This window comes from Enterococcus sp. AMC1252 (assembly GCF_058216515.1).
In genome coordinates, this window is sequence record NZ_CM177097.1 from 423,574 (window position 1) to 446,322 (window position 22,749).

At 38.5% G+C, this 22,749-nt stretch carries 19 protein-coding genes; 14 read left to right on the top strand and 5 right to left on the bottom strand.

Annotated features, from left to right (window positions below):
* The first annotated feature begins 14 nt into the window (after positions 1-14).
* The 10 genes from AC4BB5_RS01940 (at position 15) to AC4BB5_RS01985 (ending at position 10,180) form a co-directional block, all read left to right on the top strand.
* Positions 15-410: a cytidine deaminase gene (locus AC4BB5_RS01940; RefSeq protein ID WP_490457772.1), complete on the top strand. Its 396-nt coding sequence runs from the start codon at positions 15-17 to the stop codon at positions 408-410.
* A 309-nt stretch (positions 411-719) separates the two neighbouring features.
* Positions 720-1,817 carry a BMP family lipoprotein gene (locus tag AC4BB5_RS01945; protein ID WP_490457773.1) on the top strand — a complete coding sequence of 366 codons (1,098 nt, stop codon included), beginning with the start codon at positions 720-722 and terminating at the stop codon, positions 1,815-1,817.
* Positions 1,818-2,003: 186 nt separating this feature from the next.
* The gene (locus tag AC4BB5_RS01950) at positions 2,004-3,569 is read left to right on the top strand and encodes an ABC transporter ATP-binding protein (protein ID WP_490457774.1); all 1,566 of its coding nucleotides are present in this window, start codon (positions 2,004-2,006) and stop codon (positions 3,567-3,569) included.
* Entirely contained in the window at positions 3,562-4,695 is a 1,134-nt protein-coding gene (locus AC4BB5_RS01955; protein ID WP_490457775.1) for an ABC transporter permease, read from the top strand. The genes AC4BB5_RS01950 and AC4BB5_RS01955 overlap by 8 nt, the downstream gene beginning before the upstream one ends.
* Positions 4,695-5,657: an ABC transporter permease gene (locus tag AC4BB5_RS01960; RefSeq protein ID WP_490457776.1), complete on the top strand. Its 963-nt coding sequence runs from the start codon at positions 4,695-4,697 to the stop codon at positions 5,655-5,657. Before AC4BB5_RS01955 ends, AC4BB5_RS01960 begins: the two co-directional genes overlap by 1 nt.
* An 89-nt stretch (positions 5,658-5,746) precedes the next feature.
* Positions 5,747-6,913 (top strand): phosphopentomutase, encoded by a 1,167-nt coding sequence (deoB, locus tag AC4BB5_RS01965; RefSeq protein WP_010770608.1) that lies wholly within the window; start codon positions 5,747-5,749, stop codon positions 6,911-6,913.
* Between the two features lie 10 nt (positions 6,914-6,923).
* Positions 6,924-7,742, top strand: a complete 819-nt coding sequence (locus AC4BB5_RS01970; RefSeq protein ID WP_490457777.1) for a purine-nucleoside phosphorylase — start codon at positions 6,924-6,926, stop codon at positions 7,740-7,742.
* A 25-nt stretch (positions 7,743-7,767) separates the two neighbouring features.
* The gene (gene deoD, locus AC4BB5_RS01975; RefSeq protein WP_010766242.1) at positions 7,768-8,475 is read left to right on the top strand and encodes a purine-nucleoside phosphorylase; all 708 of its coding nucleotides are present in this window, start codon (positions 7,768-7,770) and stop codon (positions 8,473-8,475) included.
* Between the two features lie 151 nt (positions 8,476-8,626).
* A complete protein-coding gene (locus AC4BB5_RS01980; RefSeq protein WP_490457778.1) occupies positions 8,627-9,817 on the top strand; it encodes an iron-containing alcohol dehydrogenase in 1,191 nt (396 codons plus the stop codon).
* Positions 9,818-9,850: 33 nt separating this feature from the next.
* Complete coding sequence (locus AC4BB5_RS01985; RefSeq protein ID WP_490457779.1) at positions 9,851-10,180, top strand: hypothetical protein; 330 nt, start codon at positions 9,851-9,853, stop codon at positions 10,178-10,180.
* A 41-nt stretch (positions 10,181-10,221) separates the two neighbouring features.
* Here AC4BB5_RS01985 and gpmA read toward each other — a convergent pair whose 3' ends face one another.
* From gpmA to AC4BB5_RS02010, 5 genes are all read right to left on the bottom strand, one after another.
* Positions 10,222-10,908, bottom strand: coding sequence for a 2,3-diphosphoglycerate-dependent phosphoglycerate mutase (gene gpmA / locus AC4BB5_RS01990; protein WP_490457780.1), 687 nt, complete (start codon positions 10,906-10,908; stop codon positions 10,222-10,224).
* A 207-nt stretch (positions 10,909-11,115) separates the two neighbouring features.
* On the bottom strand, positions 11,116-11,706 hold the full coding sequence (locus AC4BB5_RS01995; protein ID WP_490457781.1) for a recombinase family protein: 591 nt from the start codon (positions 11,704-11,706) through the stop codon (positions 11,116-11,118).
* Between the two features lie 131 nt (positions 11,707-11,837).
* Entirely contained in the window at positions 11,838-12,515 is a 678-nt protein-coding gene (rpiA, locus tag AC4BB5_RS02000) for a ribose-5-phosphate isomerase RpiA (protein WP_490457782.1), read from the bottom strand.
* A 121-nt stretch (positions 12,516-12,636) separates the two neighbouring features.
* Positions 12,637-15,063 carry an Ig-like domain-containing protein gene (locus tag AC4BB5_RS02005; protein ID WP_490457783.1) on the bottom strand — a complete coding sequence of 809 codons (2,427 nt, stop codon included), beginning with the start codon at positions 15,061-15,063 and terminating at the stop codon, positions 12,637-12,639.
* Between the two features lie 403 nt (positions 15,064-15,466).
* Positions 15,467-17,899 carry an Ig-like domain-containing protein gene (locus AC4BB5_RS02010; RefSeq protein ID WP_490457784.1) on the bottom strand — a complete coding sequence of 811 codons (2,433 nt, stop codon included), beginning with the start codon at positions 17,897-17,899 and terminating at the stop codon, positions 15,467-15,469.
* Positions 17,900-18,268: 369 nt separating this feature from the next.
* Here AC4BB5_RS02010 and rpsL point away from each other — a divergent pair, with 369 nt between their 5' ends.
* From rpsL to tuf, 4 genes are all read left to right on the top strand, one after another.
* Positions 18,269-18,688: a 30S ribosomal protein S12 gene (rpsL, locus tag AC4BB5_RS02015; RefSeq protein ID WP_010761696.1), complete on the top strand. Its 420-nt coding sequence runs from the start codon at positions 18,269-18,271 to the stop codon at positions 18,686-18,688.
* A gap of 56 nt (positions 18,689-18,744) precedes the next feature.
* On the top strand, positions 18,745-19,215 hold the full coding sequence (rpsG, locus tag AC4BB5_RS02020) for a 30S ribosomal protein S7 (RefSeq protein ID WP_010761695.1): 471 nt from the start codon (positions 18,745-18,747) through the stop codon (positions 19,213-19,215).
* 80 nt (positions 19,216-19,295) lie between these two features.
* A complete protein-coding gene (gene fusA, locus AC4BB5_RS02025; RefSeq protein ID WP_490457785.1) occupies positions 19,296-21,383 on the top strand; it encodes an elongation factor G in 2,088 nt (695 codons plus the stop codon).
* A gap of 138 nt (positions 21,384-21,521) precedes the next feature.
* Positions 21,522-22,709 (top strand): elongation factor Tu, encoded by a 1,188-nt coding sequence (gene tuf, locus AC4BB5_RS02030; protein WP_069635476.1) that lies wholly within the window; start codon positions 21,522-21,524, stop codon positions 22,707-22,709.
* Positions 22,710-22,749: the final 40 nt, after the last annotated feature.

Sequence of the window (22,749 nt, forward strand, 5' to 3'; positions counted from 1 at the left end):
AAAGCGGCGGACAAATGACAGCAAAACAAGAATGGTTAGCTATCGCAGATGATGCATTAACAAAAGCGTATGTGCCGTATTCTCACTTTCCAGTGGGAGCGTGCTTGATTACCAAAGAGGGAAAAACTTATCAAGGAGTCAATATTGAAAATGCTTCATATGGATTGACCAATTGCGCAGAACGGACAGCAATCTTCAAAGCTGTTTCCGAAGGTGAACGAGAGTTTCAGCATTTAGTGATTGCGGGAAATACGCCTGAGCCAATCTCTCCATGTGGTGCATGCCGCCAAGTGATGGCTGAATTTTGCGCGCCTGAAATGCCGGTCACATTAGTTGGTGAACATGGTGTGGTCAAAGAAATGACTGTGGGCGAGTTGTTGCCCTATGCATTTACAGAAAAAGATTTATGAGATCTAGCTACATGAACCAAACCTCTCAACAAATAGACAAAATGCTAGAAAGATAAAAAAACATCTTTCTATATTTTCCTAATTGCCTTGATACACAACGGATAAAAAGAGTTGATGTAAAAAGGTACCTACTTCGGTTGTTCGAGGTCTGAGCGGTTCATTCCGCTTTGCTTGGAAACACAAAGAACAAAGTGATTTGATGTTGAAAAGTACAAGAAGAACGAAGAGAGAGTTGTTTCATTATTATCTTGTTTCATTCAGTCATCCGGCTGTTGAAAATATAAAACTATTTTAGGGGGCTTTACAGAGATGAAAAAAGCAAAATTATTTGGTTTTGGCTTGACTGCACTGGCATTAACACTTGCGTTAGCGGCATGTGGCGGGGGTAAAAAAGATTCAACAGATGGAAAATCAGCAGGTGGGGACGCAGATCACAGCGTTGTTATCGTTACTGATATCGGCGGGGTAGATGACCGCTCGTTCAACCAATCAGCTTGGGAAGGTTTGCAAGCTTGGGGGAAAGAACATGATTTGAAAAAAGGAGCAGAAGGATTTGATTATATTCAATCAAACGATGCTTCAGAATACGTAACAAATATTGATACAGCCGTTTCTAACGGATTTAAAACAGTCTTTGGTATTGGTTATCTATTAGCTGATTCAATCGGTACTGCAGCTGATGCAAATTCAGATACACAATTCGGTATCATTGATAGTGTCATTGAAGGAAAAGATAACGTAGTATCTGCAACATTTAAAGACCAAGAAGCTTCATACTTAGCTGGTGTAGCAGCTGCCCATACTACCAAAACAAACACTGTAGGTTTTATCGGTGGTGAAGAAGGAGCGGTTATCGACCGTTTTGAAGCTGGATTCCATCAAGGTGTAATTGACACAGCGAAAAAATTGAACAAAGATATCAAAGTTGAAATCGAATATGCTGCTTCCTTTGGAGATCCTGCTAAAGGGAAAGCGTTAGCTGCTTCTATGTATCAAAAAGGCGCAGACATCATTTTCCACGCTTCAGGCGGTACAGGTCAAGGTGTGTTCCAAGAAGCAAAAGACTTGAATGAAACTGGTTCAAAAGATAAAGTTTGGGTTATTGGTGTAGATAGTGACCAAGACAAAGAAGGTAAATACAAAACTAAAGATGGTAAAGAAGATAACTTTACTTTAACATCAACTCTTAAGGGCGTAGGCGCTGCGGTACAAGATATCTCTAATCGTGCACTAGAAGATAAATTCCCTGGTGGCGAACACTTAGTTTATGGTTTGAAAGACGGCGGTGTTGATTTGACAAAAGGATACTTGTCAGAAGAAGCACAAAAAGCTGTTGATGCAGCGAAAGAAGAAATCATTGCTGAAAAAATCACTGTTCCAGAAGTACCAAAAGACGTAAAAGAATAGATTTTTCTGCTTAGCGCTGCGTTTGTAGCAGCGCTAAGGTTTTATTAAGCCTTTAAAGAAAGAAAACGAATGATCAAACAACTCATTTTCTTTCTTTAAGAGCCTAAAAGCTACTTTAATTTTTTAAGAGTACCGTATTAATAGATGATGTAAGTTTTGTGATTAAATCGTTAGGATGTGAAAAATGTGGCTCAGGAAAACTTTGTAATTGAGATGCGCAATATCACTAAGCAATTTGGGACATTTAAAGCCAATGACAATATCAACTTAACTGTCCGGCCTGGTGAAATCCATGCTTTGCTTGGAGAAAATGGTGCAGGTAAATCTACCTTGATGAATATTTTATCTGGTTTATTAGAACCGACATCGGGTGAAATCTTTATGAATGGTTCAAAAGTATCGATCAATGGACCAACTGCAGCAAATCGTTTAGGGATTGGAATGGTCCATCAACACTTTATGTTGGTAGACGCTTTTACGGTAACAGAAAACATTATTCTTGGAAGTGAACCAACGAATGCTGGTGTATTGGATCGCAAAAAAGCAACAGCAGAAATCAAACGAGTTTCTGAACAGTACGGGTTATCTGTTGACCCGAGTGCGTATATTCGTGATATCTCTGTTGGTGCGCAACAACGAGTTGAAATTTTGAAAACGTTGTATCGTGGCGCAGATGTTCTAATTTTTGATGAACCAACAGCTGTTTTAACACCTCAAGAAATCGATGAATTGATCGAAATTATGCGTGGACTTGTTCAAGAAGGAAAATCAATCATTTTGATCACGCACAAATTAGATGAAATCAAAAAAGTAGCTGATCGTTGTACGGTTATTCGCCGCGGTCAAAGTATCGACACTGTGAATGTCAAAGATGTCTCATCACAACAATTAGCCGATATGATGGTAGGACGCTCAGTTTCATTCAAAACAGAAAAGAAAGCAGCTGATCCTAAAGAAGTCGTTCTTTCAATCAAAGATTTGGTTGTCAAAGAAAGCCGAGGATTAGACGCTGTGAAAGGTCTTAGTCTGGATGTAAGAGCCGGGGAAGTAGTTGGTATTGCAGGAATCGATGGTAACGGCCAAACAGAATTGATTCAAGCGCTAACTGGATTACGCAAAGCTGAAAGCGGATCAGTTGAATTAAGAGGAGAGGCAATCACAAATAAACGCCCTCGTGCAATTACAGAAGCTGGTGTCGGACATGTCCCAGAAGACCGCCATAAGTATGGCTTGATCCTGGATATGACTTTGGCAGAAAATATTGCGTTACAAACTTACTATAAAAAGCCATTAAGTAACACTGGCGTTTTAAATTATAATCAAATCAATTCATACGCACGTAGATTAATAGAAGAATACGATGTGCGGACAGTAAATGAATTAGTTCCTGCTAAAGCATTGTCAGGCGGGAATCAACAAAAAGCAATCATTGCACGAGAAATCGATCGTAATCCTGATTTGTTGATTGTCTCTCAACCAACGCGTGGACTGGATGTAGGGGCTATCGAATACATCCACAAACGTTTAATTGAACAACGAGATAAAGACAAAGCGGTATTGGTCGTTAGTTTTGAATTAGATGAAATTTTAAATGTTTCTGACCGTATTGCAGTCATTCATGCTGGGAAAATCGTCGGAATCGTTGATCCTAAGGAAACAAGTGAAAATGAATTAGGCTTGTTGATGGCGGGTTATTCATTAGAAGAAGCGAGAAGAGAATTAAGTCAAGAGGCAGGTGAGGCAGTTGAATAATCGATCAGAAAGACTACGGAATATTTTGGTTCCTATTTTATCAGTATTGATGGGTTTTATTCTTGGTGCAATTATTATGCTAATTTCAGGTCAAGATCCAATCACTGGTTATCAAGCGATGCTTAAGACTGCTTTTCAAAGTCCAAAAAGTATCGGTGAAATTTTTGTAACAGCAGGACCCTTGATTTTTACCGCGTTAGGATTTGCCGTAGCAAATTCAGCTGGATTCTTTAATATTGGTCTTTCAGGCCAAGCATTGTGCGGTTGGGTAACAAGTATTTGGGTAGCCCTTTCTATGCCAGATGCGCCTCGTATGGTTGTTCTACCTGTAGCTGTACTTGCAGGTGCGTTAGCCGGAGCTATGGCTGCTGCGATTCCAGGGTTGTTGCGTGCGTTCTTTGGTACAAGTGAAGTAATCGTTACGATTATGTTGAATTATGTTTTTCTTTATACAAGTACGCATATCGTAAATAATGTAATGTCAAAAGATTTAATGACCAATAAAGGTGTTACAAAAGTAATTGGAGAAAATGCCAGTTTACGAACCGGTTTCTTGAAAGAGTTGAGTAGTGGTTCGCGTTTGAACATTGGTATTTTTATGGCACTTATTTTCTTAGTTTTGATTTGGTTTCTTATGAAGAAAACGACATTAGGGTACGAGATCCGTTCAGTTGGGTTGAATCCGTTCGCTTCAGAGTATGCTGGAATGAGCAGTAAACGAACTATTGTGATGTCGATGGTTATATCAGGAACTTTAGCTGGTCTTGGAGGCGTTGTTCTTGGATTAGGAACATTTGGAAACTTCTTTGTTCAAGGTTCTTCTTTGAGTATCGGATTTGACGGAATGGCTATTTCCTTATTGGGAGCAGGAAGTTCGGTTGGAATATTCTTATCTGCGATCCTCTTCAGTGTGCTGAAGTTAGGTGGGCAAGGAATGCCGCTTCGTGCGGGTGTACCTATCGAACTAGTGGATGTTGTCATTGCGGCAATCATTTTCTTTGTGGCAATCAGCTATTTGATTCGCTTCTTATTGGCAAAAGCTTCAGGTAGCAAAAAAGAAGTAGCTATAGTTGAAGAATTAGTTGGAAAATCAGATCCGACAAGTCAAGAAGGAGGAAAAATCTAATGAATATTGCATTAATCGCTGTATTAGCGCCGATTATTACACAAACTTTGGTTTATTCCACTCCTTTGGTCTTCACGGCTTTGGGCGGGACATTTTCTGAGCGCAGTGGTATTGTAAACGTAGGACTTGAAGGTATCATGGTTATGGGTGCTTTTAGTTCAGTGGTATTTAATTTAACGTTTGCTGAAACATTTGGTGCAGCCACGCCTTGGCTTGCTTGTTTAGTCGGTGGTGTGGTCGGAATGTTGTTCTCATTGCTTCATGCAGTTGCTACGATCAATTTAAGAGCAGATCATATCATCAGTGGAACAGTAGTCAATTTAATGGCGCCAGCTTTAGGGATTTTCTTGATCAAAGTAATTTATGGAAAAGGTCAAACAGATACCATTACAGAATCATTTGGTTACTTTTCATTTCCCATTTTGAAGGATATTCCAATTTTAGGTGAATTGTTCTTCAAACAAACAACCTTACCCGCATTTGTAGCGATATTAGTTGCGATTCTTTCGTGGTTTGTGTTGTTTAAAACCCGTTTTGGTTTACGTCTTCGTTCAGTAGGTGAAAATCCTCAAGCCGCAGACACATTGGGAATTAATGTTTATCTAATGCGTTATGCAGGCGTTTTGATCTCTGGATTTTTAGGCGGAATCGGTGGAGCGGTCTTTGCTCAAACGATTGCAGGACGTTTTGCAGTCACAACGATTGCTGGACAAGGGTTTATTTCAATGGCAGCGATGATTTTTGGTAAATGGAATCCACTAGGTGCAATGGGCGCCGCTTTATTCTTCGGTTTTGCTCAAAACATCAGTATTGCAGGATCAAACTTACCAGTTATTTCATCAATTCCAGCTGTTTATTTACAAGCAGCACCATATGTTTTGACTATCATTGTTTTGGTCGTTTTCCTGGGAAAAGCATCTGGACCAAAAGCAATTGGGAAAAATTATATCAAATCAAAATAAAGTTAGTATAAAAGGGCGGGCTATGGGAAGTTATCTTAAGTCATGCCCTTTTTATCAATAGTAACTATATCAAAGAAAGAAGGATGGTTATGTTTAAACGTGTGCATTTAGTTGTAATGGATTCAGTCGGTATCGGAGAAGCACCTGATGCTGAAAAATTTGGCGATGTAGGCAGTGATACATTAGGTCATATCGCAAAAGAAGCAGGTTTGACGATTCCTAATTTAGAAAATCTAGGTCTAGGAACAATCGCCCCTCTTCATAATGTTGAAGCCGTAGCTGATCATAAAGGATATGCAACTAAATTAGAAGAAATTTCTGTTGGGAAAGACACGATGACAGGGCATTGGGAAATTATGGGGTTGAATATTCAAAAACCTTTCCGAGTATTTCCAGATGGATTCCCAGAAGAATTATTAAAACAAATCGAAGAATTTTCAGGGCGTAAGATCGTTTGTAATAAACCATACAGTGGCACTGCAGTCATTGATGACTATGGTCAACATCAAATGGAAACAGGAGACTTGATCGTTTACACATCTGCTGACCCAGTGTTGCAGATCGCAGCGCATGAAGAGATCATTCCTTTAGAAGAATTATACCGTATTTGTCAGTATGTTCGTGATATTACGAAAGATGAGCCGTATATGATCGGTCGCATCATCGCTCGTCCCTATGTTGGAGAGCCAGGGAATTTCACTAGAACAAGCAACCGTCATGACTACGCGCTAGATCCTTTTGGTCACACTGTGCTTGATTCATTGAAAGAAAATGGAAAAGAAGTCATTGCTGTTGGGAAAATTAACGATATTTTCAATGGTCAAGGAATCACTGATTCTGTTCGTACGAAAAGCAATATGGATGGTGTAGATCAATTGCTTAATGTGATGAAACGCGATTTTGAAGGGTTGAGTTTCACTAACTTGGTTGATTTTGACGCGTTATATGGTCATCGTCGTGATGTAGTAGGGTATGCTCACGCAATTGAAGCTTTTGATTTAAGACTTCCTGAGATCATTGATGCCATGGAAGAGGACGATTTATTGATGATTACAGCTGATCACGGAAATGATCCGACTTTCCCAGGTACTGACCACACAAGAGAGTATGTTCCATTATTAGTTTACAGCAAAAAAATGAATGGCCAAGGTAGCTTACCACAAGGTCATTATGCAGATATCTCAGCGACTGTAGCTGAAAACTTTGCTGTTCCAAAAACAGAAAATGGCGAAAGCTTTTTAAATAAACTGGTATAGGAGAGAAATAATGACAAAACTAGGTGAGATGTTAAAAGAGACAACAGCATTTTTAAAAGAAAAAGGCATAGGTGAAGTTGATTTTGGGTTGATTCTGGGCTCTGGTTTAGGTGAGTTAGCTGATGAGGTAGAAGATGCCATTGCCATTCCATTTTCAGAAGTTCCTCATTTTGCGGTTTCAACGGTTGTTGGACATGCGGGTAAATTAGTTTACGGTACGCTTTCTGGAAAGAAAGTTTTAGCTATGCAAGGTCGTTTCCATTATTATGAAGGCCATTCGATGCAAAAAGTGACGTATCCAGTGCGTGTGATGGCGGCGATGGGTGCTCATTCAATCGTAGTCACAAATGCCGCTGGTGGTGTGAATGAAAACTTCACTCCAGGCAATTTGATGTTGATCACAGATCATATCAACTTTACAGGAGATAATCCATTGATCGGTGAAAACGACGAAGCGATGGGACCGCGTTTCCCAGATATGAGTCATGCTTATACACCGGCTTACTTTGAAGTTGCTAAAAAAGTGGCGAAAGAACAAAATGTACCGTTGCAAGAAGGTGTTTATATGGGCTATTCTGGTCCAACCTATGAAACACCAGCAGAAATCCGCATGTCTCGTGTGATGGGAGCCGATGCAGTTGGAATGTCGACTGTTTCAGAAGTAATTGTTGCCGCACACAATGGCTTGAAAGTCTTAGGGATTTCATGTATCACGAACTTAGCAGCTGGTATGCAAAGCAGTTTGAACCATGCGGAAGTTGTGGAAACAACAGAGCGTGTCAAATCTCAATTTAAAGAACTGATCAAAGCAACATTAGCTGAACTATAAAAGAGTTAGTATAAAGGAGAAAAATATGAGCGTTCATATCGAAGCAAAACCAGGTGAAATCGCAGATAAAATTTTATTACCAGGAGATCCGTTACGTGCAAAATATATTGCAGAAACATTTTTAGAAAATCCAGTATGCTACAATCAAGTAAGAGGAATGTTGGGCTATACAGGTACGTATAAAGGTGAACGCGTTTCTGTTCAAGGAACAGGTATGGGAATGCCTTCCGCGACTATTTATGCCCATGAACTGATCAATTCTTATGACGTGAAAAAATTGATTCGTGTTGGTACTTGCGGATCGATTTCTGAAAAAGTGCATGTAAGAGATTTAGTGATTGCACAAGCAGCAGCTACACCATCTTCAATGATCCGCAATGACTTTCCTAAATATGATTTCCCACAAATCGCTGATTTTGATTTGCTGTTGAAATCATACACAACAGCTAAAGAGAAAGGCTTTGTTACTCATGTGGGCAATGTCTTATCTGATGATGTCTTTTATAAAGACAGTATGGATGGCGTTTTTGAGTTAGGAAAATTAGGCGTTTTAGCAATCGAAATGGAAGCTGCAGCGTTGTATTATTTAGCAGCTAAATTTGATGTGCAAGCGTTGGCAATCATGACCGTTAGTGATAGTCTGGTAACAGGTGAAGAAACAACTGCTGAAGAACGTCAAACAACATTCAATGATATGATCGAAGTCGGTCTAGAAACAGCAATCAACAGTTAATAAAAATAGTTAGTAAAACAGCTCCTGTATATAGACGGAGCTGTTTTTATACTACGATTTATCGAGTGAAATTAAAGGGTTGTTTTCTTGACACTCTTTTTTGATGGACTATCATGTAATAAGAAACTTAACTTGAACGGAGGAAAAAAAATTGGATAATTTTAGATTTTACGTACCAACAGATATTCGCTTTGGGAAAGACCGTTTAGCAACAGAGCTAACAGATGTAATAGATGTTTATGGAAAACATGTATTGCTCGTTTATGGCGGGGGTAGTATTAAGAAAAATGGTTTGTACGATCAAGTAATCAATTTACTTGAAAAGAATCACAATAAAATTGTTGAATTAAGCGGCGTAGAGCCTAATCCTCGTATCGAAACAGTCCGTCGTGGTGTAGCCTTATGTCACGAAAATGATATTAATGTTATTTTAGCTGTAGGTGGAGGCTCAACGATCGATTGTTCTAAAGTGATTGCAGCAGGTTTTTACAGTGATGAAGACCCTTGGGAAGTCATAGCAGCACGCAAAGGTTTCCAAGGTGAAGCCTTACCGATTGTAACGATCTTAACTTTAGCAGCAACGGGTAGTGAAATGAATATTGGCGCTGTTATCACAAACTTAGCAACAAACCAAAAATTAGGTGTGGGTGGGCCAGCAATGATGCCAAAAGTGTCATTTTTAGATCCGACGACCACATTTACTGTACCGGCGTATCAAACAGCTGCGGGGTCTGCCGATATCTTAAGCCACTTATTTGAAAGCTATTTTAATATAACCGAAGGAACGGACGTACAAGACTTTGTATCAGAAGGTCTGATGCGCGCGGTTATCAAAAATTGTCCAATTGCACTAGACTTTCCTAATGATTACGATGCTCGTGCTAATTTGATGTGGTCGAGTAGTTTAGCTTTGAATGGATTGACAAGAAATGGCAAACATGGTGTTTGGTCGTGTCATGCGATGGAGCACGAGCTAAGTGCCTTTTATGATATTACGCATGGAATCGGATTAGCCATTTTGACACCGCGTTGGATGAACTATGTACTTTCAGAGCAAACAGTAACTAGATTTGCTCAGTTTGCCCATAATGTTTGGGGAATTGTTGAGACCGATCCAATGCTTGCGGCGAAAAAAGGCATTCAAGCAACATATGATTTCTTTAAAGCTTGCGATATTCCGATGACTTTACCAGCTGTTGGGATCAATGAGGAAAAATTTGGAGAAATGGCGAAACAAGCAGTGGCGCACAGCACCATCAAAACAGATGCTTTTGTTCCACTAGCTGAATCAGATGTTGAGGCGATTTATCGTGAATGTTTAACTGAGTCTAGCTTTGTATAACCAAAATTTTCGGCTTGAAAAGGGGATGGGCTTGTGAAACAGTTGTTTGATGAAACGTATTCCGAAAATCGAACGCTATGGTATGCTTACTTCAAAGATATCGAGCAAATCGATTTAATAGAAACGATTTGCCAAATTATCCAAAAGGATTTACAGGAATCTGCTGATGTTTTGGCGACAAGTTGGATATTTTACCGTGAAGAATTACAGAAAGATGCATTGGAAGAAGAGATAAGGTCTTCAATCATGGTGCGTTTTGTAGATGAGCAATACTATGTACAATATAATATGTCTGATTTTGAATTTGTTACGCAGCGAGAAGCCATCACCAATTGGCTTAAACGCTTGAAAGAAAATCTATAAAAAAAGACCGTTGAAACGATAAGGTTTCAACGGTCTTTTTTTTATAAGTAGTATTTTTTAGCTACAGTTAGGTCATCGTTTAATTCATAAACAAGTGGTTGACCTGTTGGGATTTCAAGATCCATGATATCTTCATCTGAAATGCCTTCGATGTGTTTTGCTAAGGCGCGTAAAGAATTACCGTGAGCTGCGACTAAGACAGTTTTGTTGTCTAATAAAGCAGGCGCGATTTGATCTTGCCAGAATGGTAACGCACGTTCTAGCGTTACTTTTAAGTTTTCTCCACCTGGAACATCACGTTGATCCAACATTGCGTAACGACGATCATTTGCAGCAGAACCTTCATCATTTGCTTCCATTAATGGAGGAAGAGTATCGTAAGAACGACGCCAGATGTGTACTTGGTCATCTCCATATTTTTCAGCAGTTTCTTTTTTGTTTAAACCTTGTAATTTACCATAATGACGTTCGTTCAAACGCCAAGATTTGATTTGAGGAACCCATAATTGATCTGAGTGTTCTAAAAGCAAGTTACATGTTTTGATAGCACGAGTTAGTACAGAAGTGTAGGCTACATCGAATTCGATTCCAGCTTCTTTGATTTTACGGCCGCCTTCGATGGCTTCTTCAACACCTTCTGGTGCTAAATCTACGTCAGCCCAACCGGTAAATTGATTTAAGGCATTCCATTCACTAAGTCCATGACGAGAAAAAACTAATTTTGGCATGTATAGCTCTCCTTTGAGTTGTAGTTTCTGAAACTTTCATTTCCTTTTCTATTGTACACCGTTTTAAAATAGATTTCCATTGTAAATTAGTGGAAAATACTGAAAGTGCTGTTTGTGTGAGTTAGTCTAGGATAGGTCTTCTGAATAAAAAGGAGCAAATAAAGAGAGTGCAGTCACAAGGCTGCACTCTCCTGGAATGGTCATATTTTATGAATCTTGCGAAAGTTTGGCGACGTCCTCTTCAGATAAGTTGATGTATTTGTAGCAAGTGCCGACAGAAACATTGCATTTTGAAGAAATAAATTGAATCGTTTCTTTCTTTTCATGGTATAAGTGTCGGATCTTTTTTACTGTTCGTTCATCTATTTTAGGTCGTCCGCCGATTTTTCCTTTTTTTCGAGCGTTATTCAATCCAACTAAAGTACGTTCTTTGATTAGATCGCATTCCATCGTTGCTAAACCATTCATTAACTTGAAGTAAATTTCACCCATAGGATGCCGAGTGTCGATCTCTTCGTCTAGGCTGACTAAATGAATACCGGAACCTTTGAACTTTTGCGTTAGTTCAGTTAATTGACGTGTAGAACGTCCTAGACGGTTCAAGCGACAGATGACTAAGGTGTCTCCTGCTTCTAAACTATTTAGGACAGTCTCCAGCTCGGAAGTGAGGTGATTGTCATTTGTGAAATCAAACGATTCATGATGAACCTCGTTGCAGCCGTATTCAGACAACACTTTGATCTGAGCATCTAAATCGTTATCGGTAATTGTTGTACGTGCATAACCAATTGTTTTCATCGTTCGTCCTTTCTAATAAAAAAGTAAAATAGGATACTAAAAATGTAGCATATAAACGAACGAAATGATAGTTGTTTTTTTATCTTTTTTTAATGTTATTCTTTTTTTTCAAATCATATTCACATGATTCTTTATTTAGATACATGAATCGTTTTGGGACCAGTTTCCCCACCCACGATAACTGTTGAGACGATTTGAAGAAATAAGCCGTGTTCAACAACGCCGACTAATTGATCTAAATAAGCACCTAAAGCAATTGGATCTGCTATTTCTTCTAAATGAAGATCAATGATATAGTGACCACCATCAGTGACCAAAACTTCTCCAGAATCTGTTGTTCGTAAAATAGGAGCATAGCCTTTTTCTTCGAATAAACGAACGAGTTGTTGACTGCCGTATGGAACTACTTCAACTGGCAAGGGGAATTTACCAAGCTTTTTAACAAGTTTAGATTCATCCACGATCCAAATACATTTCTTTGAGTAGGTCGCAACAATTTTTTCGAACAATAAAGCGGCACCGCCACCTTTGATTCCTTGGAAATCTTCGCTGATCTCATCAGCTCCATCGATTGTTAAATCAACGTAAGGGACTTCGTCAATTCCTTTTAAGGGAATACCTAATTCTTGTGCTTGACGTTCAGTTTCTTTTGATGTTGTAACTCCGACGATAGATAAACCCTCTTCTTTAACGCGTCTACCAATCTCGTCTACCATAAATTTTGCAGTAGATCCCGTACCAAGCCCTACGATCATGCCGTCTGTTACGTATTTTGCCGCTTCAATTCCTGCCATTTGTTTAAGATTCATTCACTTGTTAGCCCCTTTCAAATAATCAAAGATATTGTACCGTTAATTGGTATAAAAAGATAGCCTAAGCAAGGTGATGAGTGAAAATATTAGAAGTAAAAAATCAGGAACCCCAGCATTTTTATTTAGCAAAGTATAAATTCCAGCGAGTAAGCCAATTTTCTGATTCACCGTCAGAATGTGTTTTTTCTGATGGTGCGTATAAGTTGTCGCTAGAAGTTATCTTTAATGGTAAATAGAGTCTTTTTTTATCTTCTGGTTGAAGGTTATCAGCTTTCATTTTTAAGTCAGCATATAGCAATATACGTTCAGTTATTTTAGCATCTAAAGAAATCCGGAAGCCTTCTAAATCTTGCAAATTAGGTTTTTCAAGTGAGAAGTTCGTTCCATCTGTAGAATATTCGATTACGATAGTAGGTTCAAATTGCTTGGTCTCTGAAAGGTTATACCAAGAAATTATAGGATAGTCTAATAATTTTAGTTTTTTTCCGGTTGGTGTCGTTAAATGGAATTCAGACCAATTATTTTTACTATTCAACATAGTGCCTTTCCCGTAACGTAGATAGATCGTTTCATTTAATGGATCATCAACATATAGGTAAGAACGTTGATTATTTCGTAAATCAGTTGCCATTTCAAGTGAAGTAAATCCGCCGTTATATGTGCTAGGAGCGATTGTCACCACGCATTCAGCTTTAATGCGTCCGTCACTTGTCATAGCGAATATTTTTCCGTCACCTGCACCTTGACCTGTGATGACACCATTAGCGTCAACCGTCGCAATAAGTGGATTTTCAGCTTTCCAAATGATTTTTTCTGGTTGAGCGTTTTCTGGAGATGTTTTAGCGGTTAGTGTCGCTTTCTCATTGCGATTTAATGAAAGCGCGGATACGTTCAATTCTATTGTGTCTATTTTAGGCTTATCAGCTACAGTTACTTGAACAGCCGCAGAAACCTTTGGATTTCTTGTAGAAAAAGCTTCTATTGTTGCTTTACCTTCTTGTAAGGCAATGATGGTTCCGTCGCTACTAACGGTCGCGATTTTTGGTGCACTACTTTTGAATCCAATCTCAGGATAAGTCGTATTTTCAGGTGATAGAGTTGCTTTTACCTGATGATTTTCATCGACAATCAATTGGATATTGCTTTCTGAAATGTTGACTGTACTAGGGACTTGTTCGACTGCGAGATTTGTAAATCCGGAAATGAAATAATTACGATACGTTTCTTTATACCAGGTACCTCGATCAGTGAGTGTGAAGCTATCACCTAACACTTCGTCTCCCGATTTTGAGTTTACTGGAAGCCATTTGTTGTTTGGATCAAGTGAACGATAAACCACTGCGATCGAATAGTTCGATCCAGATAATGTCACAGGAGTGTCTAAAGAATAGGTTTCTGTACCAATGTCATGCTTGATTCCTTCTTTGACCTTGATAAAGCCGTCCAAGTTTTTTGTTGGTTTCCCAGAAGGCAATACATAAATTTCAAAGGCTGTTTTTTCGTAAAGTGTTTTCAAAGAGACAGCAGAAAGCTTCTCTTGTGCGTTGCTATCACGACTATAAGAATTTGCAATGGTTCTAGTTTTATCTGAAGGAATGGACATCAAAGAACCAATATTTTCTCGTGCAGAATTATATTTTTTATAGTAGTTAGTAGTAGGTTCTACCAGAGAGATGATATCGATATCAGAGCGTTTTAATTGAAAATCGTCATAAGAAATATAAAAATAGCCGCCATCTCCCCATGAAGTTCCCCAACTATTTTTGACAATAAATGCACCATCTTGTGAAGGCGTGTAAACAAAAGTGTCTTTGCTATAAGAATCATCCCAACCGACGATAGTAGTGACATGGTTTACAGGACCAACACGATCTTTTGGAATAAATTGTGAAGCATGACCTGTCTCGTAGCCAACATACATTCGATTTCGTTGGATGGCATTGCCGTATTTGTGGACATATTCCTTAATTTTCTGCACGCGTTGATTATTTTCTTCTGCACTGATGTCTAGGGAGACCGATTTCATACTGATCACATTTTGCACATGCTTTTGTTCAGAGAGATTTTCCCATAGAGAGAGCGGCTGAGCTCCAGTAATGCTATTGGGGAAATCAGTCTCCTTCACAGGTCCTGACCAGTCTAAAAGTGCAGTCAAAACAGGAGTGGAATCAAATCCTGTATCTAAATTACCACCGTTGCTGTTGATAGTGTGTGCGTAAGGATTTCCTCCGGTAGTTCCTGTAGCATCCTTTGCAAGTAAATAATTAAAGTAGTTTGCAGAAAAATCATGTGTCTCACCAGACAGCATTAAATGACTTTCAAGTGCTGAATTTACTGCATATGCCCAACAAATCCCTCTAGTCTGTGTTTTTACTGGTGTAGTTAGCCCGTGTTCTCTAGGGTCGTATTTTTCTGGTAGATTAGTTGCATAGCTGCGACTAGGTAACAAAAACAAACAGGATATAAGCGAGATACAGAAAAATAAATAACAGTGTGTTTTGATTTTTTCTTTTGAATATGTAGCCGTTGTTGTGAATTTTTTCATTTTAGAACCTCCTTTTTAATGTAATTTTAATTGTACTTAATATATACCATTAGGTCAATTTAATTTTTTAAAAAGAAATGAAAAAATGTTTATTGATTTTTTTTTATCAAAAAAATATCATAATAAAATGATAGGAAAGAAGAAAGAGGGGGAATAGGCGGATTGATTGGATAGGAGTGTCTTGCAGTTGGATAAAGTCATGTTAATAGTTGGTTTGAATCAATGTAATACTTGATGCCGAAAGTTTATTTAGTTTAAGTTAGAAAAATAAATTTGCTCCTTTAAATACAATGAGTTTAAAGGAGCGAATTTATGAATGCTAGTTATATGATAGAAGATTTCAAATCTGGCACTTTGTTCTGTAAAGATATCCGAGAGATTGCTCTAATATCTAAATCAAAAATTATTTGGCAAAATATATATTATTTGAACGGGCTCCAGAAGGATTTATTCCATCGGCTACTATATACATCGTTGGTCTAGAGTATCTGCCAGAAGACGTATAGCCGTATTTTAGTTGAATAGGTAATAGAGGTGTCCTCTTCTCTTCTTCTTTTAAGTTAATAACTTTTAATTTTAAATTAACGAAAAGTCGTAGATGTGAAGTGATTTTTGGTGCGTAATGAACTCTAAATCCTTCTAAATCTTTGATGGCTGGTTTTTCAGAAGAAAAGTTTTCACCATCTATAGTATATTCAATGACAGAATCTGTAATGGAATCTGAAATGTTGGTCACGTTAAACCATGAAATATCTGGATAATCTATTGCTTCAAACGTTTTTCCTTTTGGTGTGTTTAAATGGAACTCAACCCAATTATCTTTTGATTCTTTGCTGAATCCAGCACCATATTGAAAATAAATAATATCTTTAAGATGGTCACTAACATTTAGATAACCAGGACTGCTCCTATGGGAATCAGTAGCCCACTGAATAAAGGAATGTCCATTTGAATACGAATCGGATTGAGCAGATACTTTACAACTGGTATTCACTGATCCGTCTTCAGTTGCAGCAGTAATAGTAACTTCACCTGCTTGACGCCAAGTGACTTCACCAGTATATCTGTCGACACCGACGATTAGTGGATTACTTGTTGACCAGATAACTTTTTGCGGTTGCGCATTTTCTGGGAGTGTTCTGGCGGTCAATTGAGCAGTGCCGTATTTCTTGAGTTCAAGTGTATTTTGGCTCAGTTGTATCTCTTTGATTTTTGGTAAGTCATTAACAGTGACTGTTATACTTGTTTTTATAGAAGGATTCCTAGTTGAAAAAGCTTCAATTATTGCATTTCCGGCATGGACAGCCGTGATTGTACCATTAGAGTCTACAGTTGCAAATTCTGGATTGAGACTTCTAAAGCCGATGGATGGGTAGGTCGCATTCTTAGGAGCTAGTGTTGCTGACAATTGTTCTTGATCACCAATTAAAAGTGAAAAATTATTTTTTAGAACGCTGATTGATATTGGTTTTGTTTCGGATACTCTTTCAGTAAAGCCGCTGATAAAGAAGGAGCGAGAGGATTCTTCAGTCCAGCTTCCATCATTTTCCAATAAATGACTGTTGCCTTTATTTAAACCTATTTTTTCCTTTGGGCTCACGGGTAGCTCTTGGCGCTTTTCTTTATCTGAAGAGCGATAAACGACAGCGATAGAAAAATCTTTTCCTGTTAACTTAACAGGTTTTTTTAAACGAATCGTTTCAGTTCCAACTTCTTTTTTTATTCCTTCTTGAATTTTAGTAAAACCAGCCAAATTCTTTGAAGGTTTTCCATTAGGCATAACATAAATTTCATATTTTACATCATTACTTAAAGTTCTTAAAGACACTGCAGATAATTGTTCTGGCGTATCGAGTGTACGTGAATAAGAAGTAGCAAGCGTTCGTGTTTTATTGGGAAATAAAGGGATTAGGGCACCAGCAACATAATGGGCAACATTATATTTTTTATAGTAGTTATCTTTGTTTTCAACAGAGGTAATTATGTCAACTTCTGATTTTTTTAATTGGAAATCATCATAAGAAATATAGAAATAACCTTGATCTCCCCAGTTAGGTCCCCAACTGTTTTTCACAATAAACGCTCCATCTTGTGATGGTGTATAAACGAAAACGTCTTTACTAAAAGTATCGTCCCATCCTACAATTGTGGTTTCATGATTAGGTACGCCCGTTGCCCGTTCTCTTGGGATGTATTGTGAACTGTAATATCCATCATAACCCCTCTGCATTATATTGCTTTGAATAGCGTTCCCGTAACGGTGAACATATTGTTTAATTACTTTAATCCGTTGATCATTATCTTCTTTTGAGATATCCAATGAAACGCTAGGTAACTTTACGAAACCTTGAATATGCTTTTCAGCTTTCAAATTTTGCCACTTCGTAATTGGCTGATAGCCTGTGATAGTGTTTGGAAAATCCGATTCATATACCGGCCCAGACCAATCTAAAATAGCATTCATAGGAAAGGATGAGCCACCCACGGAATCTAATATTTTACCATTGCTTATAACTGTAGAATAAGGGTTTTCTCCTTTGATTCCGGTCGCATTGGTAGCAACTAAATAATTGAAATAATTCTCTGAAAAATTATGTTGCTCTCCATTTTTAGCTAAATTACTTTCTATTGCTGATGTGACAGCATACGACCAACAAATTGGTCGTGTTTGAGCTTTGACAGGAGTAACCCTGCCAGTTTCGCGAGGGTCATATTTTGCTGGTAAAGCATTTTCCTCCCCAAAGGCCTTTTGAGGTGAAAAAGCAAAACCTATAATCAGAGCAGCGAGAAGGTAGTGTTTTTTCAAATCAATTGAACCAGGATGTTTCTTTTTCATTTCAAATTCCTCCCTTTTTTAGTTTAAGATTAAGAGGCAATCGTTTATAGTTTCCTCTAATGTTTTTATTGTATCTCTTTCAGTTACTAGCTAAAATAGAAAATAGTCGGCAAAATATAGAGTTTAATCGGAAATATTCAAGTTTTAGTAAGTTGATAATAGAAACACAATACAGAGGTTGACAAACAAAACATGACGTGATATGCTATCAAAGGTGCTTTATCTACAGGTCTCTCATTGGAGACGTGCTGACTGTCTATCGAAGCATATTTGATAATAAGTGCAGAGATTGCATTATTTTTTATCGCTAAAAAAGAACCACCTGGATGTGTGGGACTAGATGCGAAATGAGGAAGGAGGAAACAAGGAATGCCTACAATTAATCAATTAGTACGTAAACCTCGTAAATCAAAGGTGGAGAAATCTAATTCACCAGCGTTAAACAAAGGATATAATAGTTTTAAGAAATCTCAAACGAACGTAAATTCACCACAAAAGCGTGGGGTTTGTACTCGTGTGGGAACAATGACACCTAAAAAACCTAACTCGGCTTTACGTAAATATGCCCGTGTTCGTTTGTCTAACTTAATCGAAGTAACAGCTTATATCCCAGGTATTGGTCACAACTTACAAGAACATAGCGTGGTATTATTACGCGGTGGACGTGTAAAAGATTTACCAGGGGTACGTTATCATATCGTACGTGGTGCGCTTGATACAGCCGGCGTTACAGATCGTAAACAAAGCCGCTCTAAATATGGTACTAAAATGCCTAAAGCTGCTAAATAATTTGACAATCACTAAGGTCTTATACAATAAAGAATTTTCGGAAGGAGGAGTTACGGATGCCACGTAAAGGTCCTGTTACAAAACGCGATGTTTTACCAGATCCAATTTATAACTCAAAATTAGTAACTCGCTTGATTAACCGTGTAATGGTTGATGGAAAACGCGGGATTGCTGCTAATATCATCTATAATTCATTTGATATCATCAAAGAATCTACAGGTAATGATCCATTGGAAGTTTTCGAACAAGCAATGAAAAACGTTATGCCTGTACTAGAAGTAAAAGCTCGCCGTGTTGGGGGTTCTAACTATCAAGTACCAGTTGAAGTTCGTCCAGAACGTCGTACAACTTTAGGTTTACGTTGGGTTGTTAACTATGCTCGCCTACGCGGTGAACATACAATGGAACAACGTCTAGCAAAAGAAATCATGGATGCTGCCAATAACACTGGTGCTTCTGTTAAAAAACGTGAAGACACACACAAAATGGCGGACGCTAACCGTGCGTTTGCACACTATCGTTGGTAAGATCCTCTCTGTATGTAATTTAACTTTACTGCAGACAGTCACTTTACAATCGATTTAAATAAAGAGAGGAGAAACCTAGAATGCCAAGAGAATTTTCGCTGGAAAACACTCGTAATATCGGTATTATGGCGCACGTTGATGCGGGTAAAACAACAACAACAGAGCGTATTTTATACTATACTGGTAAAATCCATAAAATTGGTGAAACACACGAAGGTGCATCACAAATGGACTGGATGGAACAAGAACAAGAACGTGGTATTACTATCACTTCTGCTGCAACAACTGCAGAGTGGAAAGGTTACCGTGTAAATATCATCGATACACCAGGACACGTGGATTTCACTATCGAAGTTCAACGTTCACTACGTGTATTGGATGGTGCTGTAACCGTTCTTGACTCACAATCAGGTGTGGAACCTCAAACTGAAACAGTTTGGCGTCAAGCAACTGATTATAAAGTTCCGCGTATTGTTTTCTGTAATAAAATGGATAAAATCGGTGCGGATTTCTTATACTCTGTAAACTCATTACATGATCGTTTACAAGCTAATGCTCATCCAATCCAATTACCAATTGGTTCAGAAGATAACTTCACAGGGATCATCGACTTAATTACGATGAAAGCTGAAATTTATACAAATGATTTAGGTACAGACATTCAAGAAACTGAAATTCCAGAAGAATATATGGAACAAGCAATTGAATGGCGCGAAAAATTAGTAGAAGCTGTTGCTGAAACTGATGAAGACCTAATGATGAAATATCTTGACGGTGAAGAAATTACGATCGAAGAATTAAAAGCGGGTATCCGCCAAGCAACGATCAACGTTGAATTCTTCCCAGTAATGTGTGGATCAGCCTTTAAAAATAAAGGTGTTCAAATAATGCTTGATGCAGTACTTGATTACTTACCATCACCGCTTGATATTGAAGCAATCAAAGGTATCGACGTTAAGACAGACGAAGAAACAACTCGTCCTGCTGATGACGAAGCTCCTTTCGCTTCACTAGCATTTAAAGTTATGACTGACCCATTCGTAGGTCGTCTAACATTCTTCCGTGTATATTCTGGTGTCCTTGAAAGTGGTTCATACGTATTGAACGCTTCTAAAGATAAAAAAGAACGTATCGGTCGTATTCTACAAATGCACGCGAACACACGTAAAGAAATTGACAAAGTGTTCTCAGGAGATATCGCAGCAGCTGTTGGATTGAAAGATACAACAACTGGTGATACTTTATGTGCGGTAGATTCACCAGTTATTCTTGAATCAATTGAGTTCCCAGAACCAGTTATCCAAGTTGCTGTTGAACCTAAATCAAAAGCTGACCAAGATAAAATGGGTGTCGCTCTGCAAAAACTTGCAGAAGAAGATCCATCATTCCGCGTTGAAACAAACGTTGAAACTGGTGAAACAGTTATCTCTGGTATGGGCGAATTGCACTTAGACGTATTAGTAGACCGTATGAGACGTGAGTTCAAGGTTGAAGCAAACGTTGGTGCTCCTCAAGTATCATACCGTGAAACTTTCCGTGCGCCTTTAACTCAGGCAGAAGGTAAGTTTGTACGTCAGTCTGGTGGTAAAGGTCAATACGGACATGTCTGGGTTGAATTTACACCAAACGAAGAAGGAAAAGGTTTTGAATTTGAAAATGCTATCGTCGGTGGTGTAGTTCCTCGTGAATACATCCCAGCGGTTGAAAAAGGCTTGGCAGAGTCTATGAACAACGGTGTTCTTGCTGGATATCCATTAGTGGATATTAAAGCAAAACTTTACGATGGTTCATACCATGATGTCGATTCAAATGAAACAGCCTTCCGTGTAGCAGCTTCTATGGCTCTACGTGCGGCTGCTAAGAAAGCTAATCCAGTTATCTTAGAACCAATGATGAAAGTAACGATCACTGTACCAGAAGATTACTTAGGTGATATCATGGGACACGTTACAAGTCGTCGTGGACGTGTTGAAGGAATGGAAGCACATGGTAACTCACAAATCGTTAACGCGATGGTGCCTCTAGCTGAAATGTTCGGTTACGCTACAACATTACGTTCAGCAACACAAGGTCGCGGTACATTTATGATGGTATTTGACCACTATGAAGACGTACCAAAATCTGTTCAAGAAGAAATCATTAAGAAAAATGGCGGAAACAACGCTTAATAGTTAATAAATAGGCTTATGCTTATTTATGACTAGGATTTTCTACCGATTTCGGTTAAACTAATTAAAGATGATCAGGTAGTTGTCACTATCTATCAAATAAAATAAAATTCATATATTTTAGGAGGAACATTTAAAATGGCTAAAGAAAAATTTGACCGTTCTAAACCCCATGTAAACATTGGTACTATTGGACACGTTGACCATGGTAAAACTACATTAACTGCTGCAATTGCAACTGTGTTAGCTAAACACGGTGGCGGTGAAGCTCAAAACTATGCTGATATCGATAACGCTCCAGAAGAAAAAGAACGTGGTATCACAATCAACACTTCTCACATCGAGTATGAAACTGATGCTCGTCACTATGCCCACGTGGATTGCCCAGGACACGCGGATTACGTTAAAAACATGATCACTGGTGCTGCACAAATGGATGGAGCTATCTTAGTAGTATCTGCTGCTGATGGTCCTATGCCTCAAACTCGTGAGCACATCTTGTTATCACGTAACGTTGGTGTACCATACATCGTTGTTTTCTTAAACAAAATGGATATGGTAGATGACGAAGAATTATTAGAATTAGTAGAAATGGAAGTTCGTGATTTATTATCTGAATATGACTTCCCAGGTGACGACACTCCTGTTATCGCTGGTTCTGCTTTGAAAGCTTTAGAAGGCGACGCTTCATACGAAGAAAAAATCATGGAATTAATGGCTGCAGTTGATGAGTACATTCCAACTCCAACTCGTGATACTGACAAACCATTCATGATGCCAGTCGAAGACGTATTCTCAATCACTGGACGTGGTACAGTTGCTACTGGCCGTGTTGAACGTGGAGAAGTTCGCGTTGGTGACGAAATCGAAATCGTTGGTATTAAAGAAGAAACATCTAAAACAACTGTTACAGGTGTTGAAATGTTCCGTAAATTATTAGACTACGCTGAAGCTGGCGACAACATCGGTGCTTTATTACGTGGTGTTGCACGTGAAGATATCGAACGTGGACAAGTATTGGCAAAACCTGCGTCAATCACTCCACACACAAAATTTAAAGCTGAAGTTTATGTTTTATCAAAAGAAGAAGGCGGACGTCACACTCCATTCTTCACTAACTACCGTCCTCAGTTCTACTTCCGTACAACTGACGTAACTGGTGTAGTTGAATTACCAGAAGGTATCGAAATGGTAATGCCTGGTGATAACGTTGCAATGGACGTTGAATTAATCCACCCAATCGCTATCGAAGACGGAACTCGTTTCTCTATTCGTGAAGGCGGACGTACTGTTGGTTCAGGCGTTGTTTCTGAAATTACTAAATAATTACAGATTAATATAAAGCAATAAAACCGACGTAAAACAT